Genomic DNA, 7,385 nt, shown 5'->3' on the forward strand with positions numbered 1-7,385 from the left:
CGCACGTTCGCCAGCGAGCCCTCGGGCAGTCCGGCGGCGAGCAGGTCGTCGAAGCGCTGGGCGTTGTCGGGAGCCTTGCCGTTGTAGCTGGCGGCCACCACGGCGAGCAGGCCCTCGGTGGGCAGGTTGTCACCCAGCTCGTCCAGGCTCACCAGCGTGGTGCCGAACCCGGAGCGCTCGCCGCGGTCGGCGATGGTGCGCGCCAGGTCCTCGCACGAACCCAGGCTGGAGCCGTACGCCACCGTCAGGTTCACACCCACACCGCTGACCGCTGCCTGGGCCTGGGTGTCGTCGGTCTGCAGGTCCGCGGCGCCGAAGACGGTCCGCTCGTGCTCCTGACGACGGCGGACGATCAGCTCGAAGTTGCCGGGCTTGCGCGTCAGCGCCTCCCGCACGTCCATCGCGTAGTCGCTGGTGTCCGAGAACTTGAACTTCTGCAGCACCAGTGTCAGGGCCAGGCGGGCCTCGGTGAGCGCGAACTGGCGGCCGATGCAGGCACGCACGCCGTTGCCGAACGGCTTGTAGGCGTGCGGGTGCTGCCGGACCCGGTTCTCCGGCAGCCACCGGTCGATGTCGAACTCGTCCGGCCGCTCCCACGCCTTGGGGTGGGTGTGCAGCGGGCCTTCAAGGATGCTGACCCGTGTGCCCTTCTTCAGCTCGTAGCGGCCGCCGATGACGGTGTCGTCGATGGGCGCCTTGGCGATCATCGGGATGGGAGCCCACAGCCGCAGGGTCTCCTCCAGGATCCGCGGGATGACGTCCAGCTGCATGATCGTGTCGTAGTCCGGGACCGTGTCACCTGGCATCAGCCGGTCCACCTCGGCATACGCCTGGGCCAGCACGTGCGGGTTGCGCATCAGCGAGTACGTGGCGAACGACAGCAGACCACTGGTGGTCTCGTGACCGGCGATCAGGAACGTCAGCACCTGGTCACGCACGTTGTCGACGTCCAGCCGCTTGCCGGTCTCCGGGTCGGTGGCCTCAAGCATCAGGCCCAGCAGGTCGTCCTCAGCGCTGCCCTTGCCCTCCTGGCGCTCCTTGATCACGCTCTCGACCAGCTCGCGCATCACCTGGATGTTCTCGCCGTACTTCTTGGCATCGGCCCTGCGCAGCTTGGTCATCATCGGCAGCTCCTGAGAGCGCCGCATCGACTCGGTCAGCGCGCCCAGCATCGCGTTGAGGAACGGGTGCAGCTCCTCCTTGTCGAAGGAGTCGAACCGGTAGCCGAACCCCGACAGGGCGATGGTGTCCAGCGTCAGGCGGGTGTAGTCGTCGGTGATGTTGACCGGCTGACCCTCCCGGCGCTCCCACTTGCCCGCCAGGTTCTGGGCGATCTCCAGCATCTGCCCGAAGTAGTTCCTCATGGCCCGCTGGCTGAAGGCCGGCAGCAGGATCCGGTGTGCTCTGCCCCATTCCTCTTCGTGCTGGTGGGCGGTGAACAGGCCGGCGCCGGCGAAGTCCCGGATGTGGTGCAGCGGCGTCTTGTCGATCTGCTTGAAGAACCGTGTTTCGTCGCTGACCTCGGCCACCAGGTCCGGGTCGTAGACGAAGACCTGCTCGATGCCGGCGATGTCCATGCCGTAGATGCCCTCGGGGAACTGCTTGGACAGCTCACCGAAGTACTCCACCGGATTGGTGTCGGGGATCTGCGGTGTGTTGCCGAGGAGGGGGATCCCGCGTGGGGACCGGATGGGGCGAAGGTCGTTCGCGGTGTTCGTGCTCATGGCTTGCTCCTTTGTACGGAGAGAGGGGGAAGGGCAAGGGCGCCGGTCGATGCCGCGCTGCACGACAGAACCATACGTCGTATGGCATTAAAACCATACGCGGTACGGAAAGCGGAGTGCAACCCGGGCGGGCAGGTGGCCGCTGTGAGGAAGCTCATTTCCGTACGATGTACGGAACTGGTACCGTACAGGGTATGGAAAAGAAGGTGAGACGTCCCCCGCGGGGAACGAGGAAGAGAGACGTGCCTCTGACGGAGGCCGGGATCTACGCCGCCGCCCTGCGGCTCATCGACGAGGACGGGGTCGAGGCGCTCACCATGCGCAAACTCGCCACCGAACTCGACGCGAACCCGATGTCGCTGTACCACCACGTGCCGAACAAGGAAGCGGTGCTGCGCGGCGTCACGAGAATGGTCGGCGCCCGGTTCCGCACCGTGACGCTGGAGGACGCTCCCTGGCAGGAGCGCATCCGCCTGCTCGCAACTGACTTCCGGACCCTGGCGCACCGTCACCCCGAACTGATGGCCTACTCGTTCAGCCATCAGCCCGACTTCATCCAGCCCGACGACCCGTTCTGGACCGCGCTCACCGCGATCGTGGAGGCTGCCGGTGTGCCGCAGTCAGAGGTCTCGGAGATCGCGGCGCTGATGGTCGCCGTCGTCATCGGTGTCCTCGCCGCAGAACTGAACGGCGCTCTCCACCAGTGGTCGACCCTCAAGTCCCACGGCCCTGAAGTCGACGAAGACGGGGCCGCGGACGCAGAGCCTGGCTCTACGAGTGCGGCCCCTGAAGGCCCTGACCAGGACCACATGTTCCGTCTCGTGATGGACACGCTGATCACGGGCCTGGAAGGCCGCCTCACCGCCGGTCGTGACGGCCGGCACGCCGGCCATTGAGCCAGTCCGCCTGAGACGCTGCGCCCCAGGCGCTGGCACCCGGGGCGCGCCCGCAGTCGGGCGATATCAGGCTGCGACACATGGGAGCCACCCCGTCACATCGGGTGAGACCGCCCGGCGGGGTGGTTCCACATCCAGCCTCTGTACGGCAGCCGTATGCCGACGCTGAACCGTGAAATGACCATGGATGTCGGCTGGTTCCTGGTCTCCCCCCTGAGGGGGGAGACCGTCGGCCTCGTCGAGCTGAATCACCCGTGTCATCCGTTCACCGAGGCGGCTACGCCACCGAGTGCTCCCGCCCGTGAGCGCAAAGTGGCGCCCCGTACCGCATGAGCCGTACCGGATCACTCCATCCGTTTTTCTCTCTTACGCCATCCCCCACCGCTGTCCGGAGGGCTGCCCCCATGTCCCAGAACGCCACCGCCGCAGCTTGCGGCGCCGAGACCGCACCTGAGAATGTGCCCAATCGCTCGCATCAGCGGCGCTGGTGGATTCTGCTTGTCGTTTCGCTGTCCATGCTGATGGGCGTCCTCGACGGCACCATCGTGAACATCGCCCTGCCGTCCGCCCAGCACGACCTGGGCTTCTCCGACGCCTCTCGGCAGTGGGTGGTCACCGCCTACTCGCTCGCCTTCGGCAGCCTGCTGCTCCTCGGCGGCCGGGTCACCGACCTGGCTGGTCAGAAGGTGACGTTCCTGGTGGGGCTGGCCGGCTTCGCGGCCGCTTCCATGGTCGCAGGCGCGGCGAACGGTTTCGCCATGCTCGTCATCGCGCGTGCCGTGCAGGGGCTGTTCGCCGCCCTGCTGGCCCCGTCCGCCCTGTCGGTCCTGATGACCACCTTCACCGATCCGCGTGAACGGGCGAAGGCCTTCACCGTCGCAGGTTCAGTTGCCGGTGCCGGCGGAGCCATCGGTCTGATCCTCGGCGGGGTGCTGACCCAGTACCTGGACTGGCGCTGGACCATGTACGTCAACGTGATCTTCGCAGGGGTGGCGTTCGTCGGTGGAGCGGCCCTGCTGCACCGCACCCCGCGCGACACGTCCTCCAAGCTCGACGTCCCCGGCACTCTGCTGGCCTCCATCGGACTGTTCTGCCTGGTCTACGGATTCTCGAACGGCGAGACAAACGGCTGGGGTTCGGCCGCGACCCGGGGCATGCTGGCGGTCGGCGCCGTACTGGTTTCCGTCTTCGCCTGGTGGCAGGGCAGGGCGGCGCATGCGCTGCTGCCCCTGCGGGTCCTGCTGGACCGTAACCGCGGCGCCTCCTTCGCCGCCCTCTTCGTCACCGGCGCGGGCATGTTCGGCGTGTTCCTGTTCCTGACCTACTACCTGCAGCAGAGCCTCGGCTACAGCGCCCTGAACACCGGCTTCGCCTTCCTGCCCCTGATCGTGGCCTCGTCGTCCGCCTCCGCCGTGGCCAACAATGTCCTGGTACAGCGCATAGGGCCGAGGCTGGTGGTGCCGCTGGGCATGGCTATTGCGGCCGCCGGGCTCGTCTGGATGACCACGCTGGACCTCAACAGTGGGTACGTGACGCAGGTACTGCCCCAGCTGGTGCTCGTCGGCATCGGGCTGGGCACGGTCATCGCGCCCGCCATGAGCCTGGCGACCTCCGGCGTGGCGGCCGCCGATGCCGGCGTTGCCTCGGCCGCAGTCAACACCCTCCAGCAGATAGGCGGGTCCATCGGTATCGCCTTGCTCAGCACGATGGCATCCGACGCAGCCACCGGCTACCTCTCCGGCCGCAATCCCAAGAACCCCGGCGTCCTGGCGCAGGCCGGCCTCGCGGGCTATTCCACGGCCTACTGGTGGTCGGCGGCCGTCTTCGTCACCGGCCTGGTCGTCACCGCCCTGCTCTACCGCCAGGGTGTGCCCCAGCAGAACGAGAACGCAGCACCTGTCGTGCACATGTAGGGGGCAGAAAGCGCCGACGGTATCAAGCATCCCGACGGGATGCCCGGCTGGCCCGCGTGGAGCGTCGCAGATCATCTCGGCATGATGCCGTGCCCAGGGATCGACAGGTCCTACCTGTCGATCTCCTCGCCTGGCGTGTACTTCGGGGACCGCAAGAAGGTCCGCGCCCTCGCAAGTGAGTTCAATGAGTTCGGCGCCGGGGTCCGCAGGGAGGACCCGAAGCGGTTCGGTCTCTCCGCCTCCCTGCCCCTGCCGGACGTCGAGGGCTCGCTCGCAGAGGCCGCCCACGCGCTCGACGTCGTCGGTGCGGGCGGGTTGGTGGTGGAACCAACCATCATGCCCACTACCTCGGTGACCCCGGTTCGAGCCGCTCTGGGAGGAACTCGACCGCCGCAGCGCCGTCGTCCACGTTCACCCCACCTCAGCGCCCCACGCCGACGAGCTTGCTCTTGGCCGGTCACGACTGGCTTTGTTCACGAGAACCGACAGCACCTGTACACGAGATTGGGCAGCACTCGAAGCTCTGCCGAAGTCGAACAGTTCATGGCTTCAGGCAGTGCAGGCCCCTGCCGAGCCGGCAGGGACCCGTGGGGAGCCGAGGAGAGGTGGGGTCTGTCCTCGACGAGCACCGTCCTGGCCGACACCGCCTACCGTCCGGCGTCGGCCTGCTGGCCCGGCCTTACTTCAGGTGCCGGGCGAAGAACCGGGCCCCGGCGTCGAGCTCGTAGTGCGGAACGCCGGTGTGCCCGCCCATGTTGGCGTGCAGGGTCTTCTCCTTGGAGCCGAACGCGTCGAACAGGTCCAGGGCTGCCTGCCGGGGGTTCCCCTCGTCGTCCCACTGCAGCAGGACGTGCAGCGGGATGGTGACCTGCCGGGCCTCCTCGAAGATGGCGGCGGGCACGAGACTTCCGGCGAAGAGACCGGCGGCCGCGATGCGCGGCTCGACCACCGCCAGGCGGACGCCGATGGAGATGATTCCCCCCTCATATCCGACCGGGCCGCCGATCTCGGGCAGCCCAAGGAGGCCGTCGAGCGCTGCCTGCCATTCCGGGACGGCCTTCTCGACCAGCGGGAGGATCAGGGCGTCGATGATCTCGCCGCTGACCGGCTCGCCGGCCTCCATCACCCGGCGCAGGTCGGCGCGGGCCTGGTCGGCGGCGGCCCAACGGGGACGGTCACCGCTCCCGGGGAGCTCGATGGTGGCCGAGGCGAAGCCGTACTCCGCCGCGTAGTACCGGGCCCGCCCCGCCAGCCGGGGGTACATCTTGCCCAGTCCGAGCGGCGGGGGGCAGATCAAGATCAGCGGCGCCGGTGCGGACGCGGAGACGGACGCGGGCGTCCACAGGATGCCGGGGAGCTCGCCGAGGGTGAACTCGCGCTCGACGACGTCGTCGTCGAGACGCTGCTCAGAAGTGAAATGCATGGTCGTGCCTTCCGGGATTGCTCAGAGATGGCGCTCCCGGACGACGACCTATCGTCCGACCGTGACCCCGGAGGGGAGCACCCATGTCGATACTGCGTTCACGGGTACCACCTCCTCGTTCTCTTGCACGGCCTTCGGAAACGTAGCAGTGGTCGCCGTGGTCCGCCAAACGGGTTGTTGCGCGGGCTCCGTGGGGCTTCGTCGTTGCTTCCCGATGTGTGGCCCTGCGACGGCGGGGCGCGCGCTGGGGGCGCTGTCGCTTCTCATGGACATCGAACACGACGTGCCGGCGACGCCTCCCAATCTCGTGTACAGGTGCTGTCGGTTCTCGTGAACAAAGCCAGCGCCCTCTGCGTCCGCAAGGACAGCACCGACCCGTTCACCTTGGAACCTGGTGACATGGTGCTGCTCTACACCGACGGCGTGATCGAAGCCCGCTCACCCGCTGGAGCCTTCTACACGCTCGCCAACGGGTCGCCTTCTTCCCCGCCTCAAGCCCCGGCGCGCTACTGCACCACATTCACCACGACCTGCTCGAATACACCGCAGGGCGACTCACCGACGACGACGCTTTCCTGATCACCCCACGCACCCCCTCGCGTCATCTGCACCGGCCGCACCTCATGTCCGGTGCCGAGTGAACTGCTCCCGTGATGAGACCTGTTGGACGCCGGCCGCCATGGCCGAAGCATCCGGTCGCGCGAGAACCCTCAGCGCAAGGGTGAGTCGGCGGTGGGCGTCAGTGCGGTCTCGGTGACGCCGACGATCTGGCTGAGGTCGAAGCCCTCCATGTCGGCGCGGAATTCCGGGCTGGCCAGATACGCCAGTAGCCGCTCCTGCACGTCGTCGCCGTCCCGGTAGGAGACGAGGGCGTACAGCTGGGGCGTCTCACTGCCGGGAGCCGCGGGCACCGTCCAGACACCGTGCGTGGTGATCCGGTGCTTCGACATGCCGGGAATGTGCTGGGACCAGATGTTCGCGTAGGCGACGAGCGCCTTGCGGCTGCACAGCGTGTAGACACGAAGCTGGTACTGGGACATGAACAGTCGATCCTTTTCTGTCTGAGCATGATGATCAGTGGTCAGCTTTGCGAGAGCAGGTATGCCAGTTCGGCGTCCCAGTCGATGCGCTCCGACTCGGTGCCTCGTGGCACCAGGGCTTCCGTGCGCTCCAGGAAGGTCTTGACGTCGTGGAGGGGGACCTCGACGAGGGCGGTGCCCGCGCGAGACCGGAGAGCGATGTACATCGTGGGGTCACCGCGGTCGGCGGCCGACCAGATCCGGACGTCCGCGTAACCTGCGGAACCCTCCAGACCGTCGGCCAGAAGGTCACGTCCCAGGACCCATTCGACCGGCTCGTCGCTGTGGACGAAAAAGGCGGCACGGACGACATAGGGATCAGCAGGCTCGTACCGCAGCCGCATGCACAA

General features: G+C 67.5%; 7 protein-coding genes. 3 read left to right on the plus strand and 4 right to left on the minus strand.

What is annotated here, in order from left to right; all coding sequences use genetic code 11:
- A partial coding sequence (locus ACFYZB_RS46525; protein WP_388768202.1) for a cytochrome P450 occupies positions 1–1,724 on the minus strand: 1,724 nt, incomplete at its 3' end.
- 242 nt (positions 1,725–1,966) lie between these two features.
- Here ACFYZB_RS46525 and ACFYZB_RS46530 point away from each other — a divergent pair.
- Both ACFYZB_RS46530 and ACFYZB_RS46535 read left to right on the plus strand, forming a co-directional pair.
- A complete protein-coding gene (locus ACFYZB_RS46530) occupies positions 1,967–2,620 on the plus strand; it encodes a TetR/AcrR family transcriptional regulator (RefSeq protein ID WP_388768204.1) in 654 nt (217 codons plus the stop codon).
- Between the two features lie 404 nt (positions 2,621–3,024).
- Complete coding sequence (locus ACFYZB_RS46535) at positions 3,025–4,533, plus strand: MFS transporter (RefSeq protein WP_388768206.1); 1,509 nt, start codon at positions 3,025–3,027, stop codon at positions 4,531–4,533.
- 679 nt (positions 4,534–5,212) lie between these two features.
- On the opposite strand, the gene ACFYZB_RS46540 is transcribed toward ACFYZB_RS46535, so the two are convergent.
- Positions 5,213–5,956 carry an alpha/beta hydrolase gene (locus ACFYZB_RS46540; protein WP_388768208.1) on the minus strand — a complete coding sequence of 248 codons (744 nt, stop codon included), beginning with the start codon at positions 5,954–5,956 and terminating at the stop codon, positions 5,213–5,215.
- Positions 5,957–6,271: 315 nt separating this feature from the next.
- Between ACFYZB_RS46540 and ACFYZB_RS46545 the strand changes: the two genes are divergently transcribed.
- On the plus strand, positions 6,272–6,535 hold the full coding sequence (locus ACFYZB_RS46545; protein ID WP_388768209.1) for a SpoIIE family protein phosphatase: 264 nt from the start codon (positions 6,272–6,274) through the stop codon (positions 6,533–6,535).
- A 131-nt stretch (positions 6,536–6,666) separates the two neighbouring features.
- On the opposite strand, the gene ACFYZB_RS46550 is transcribed toward ACFYZB_RS46545, so the two are convergent.
- Positions 6,667–6,996: an NIPSNAP family protein gene (locus tag ACFYZB_RS46550; RefSeq protein WP_388768211.1), complete on the minus strand. Its 330-nt coding sequence runs from the start codon at positions 6,994–6,996 to the stop codon at positions 6,667–6,669.
- Positions 6,997–7,037: 41 nt separating this feature from the next.
- Positions 7,038–7,385, minus strand: a 348-nt coding sequence (locus tag ACFYZB_RS46555; RefSeq protein WP_388768213.1) for an SsgA family sporulation/cell division regulator, incomplete at its 5' end; no start/stop codon positions are given.

The sequence above is a fragment of the Streptomyces sp. NPDC001852 genome, assembly GCF_042891825.1.
In the GTDB taxonomy this organism is placed as follows: Bacteria; Actinomycetota; Actinomycetes; order Streptomycetales; family Streptomycetaceae; genus Streptomyces.

Excerpts from the sequence above, each read along its gene's own strand:
- ACFYZB_RS46550 (WP_388768211.1), bottom strand. The coding sequence starts at position 6,996 with ATGTCCCAGTACCAGCTTCGTGTCTACACGCTGTGCAGCCGCAAGGCG.
- ACFYZB_RS46535 (WP_388768206.1), top strand. The coding sequence starts at position 3,025 with ATGTCCCAGAACGCCACCGCCGCAGCTTGCGGCGCCGAGACCGCACCT.
- ACFYZB_RS46540 (WP_388768208.1), bottom strand. The coding sequence starts at position 5,956 with ATGCATTTCACTTCTGAGCAGCGTCTCGACGACGACGTCGTCGAGCGC.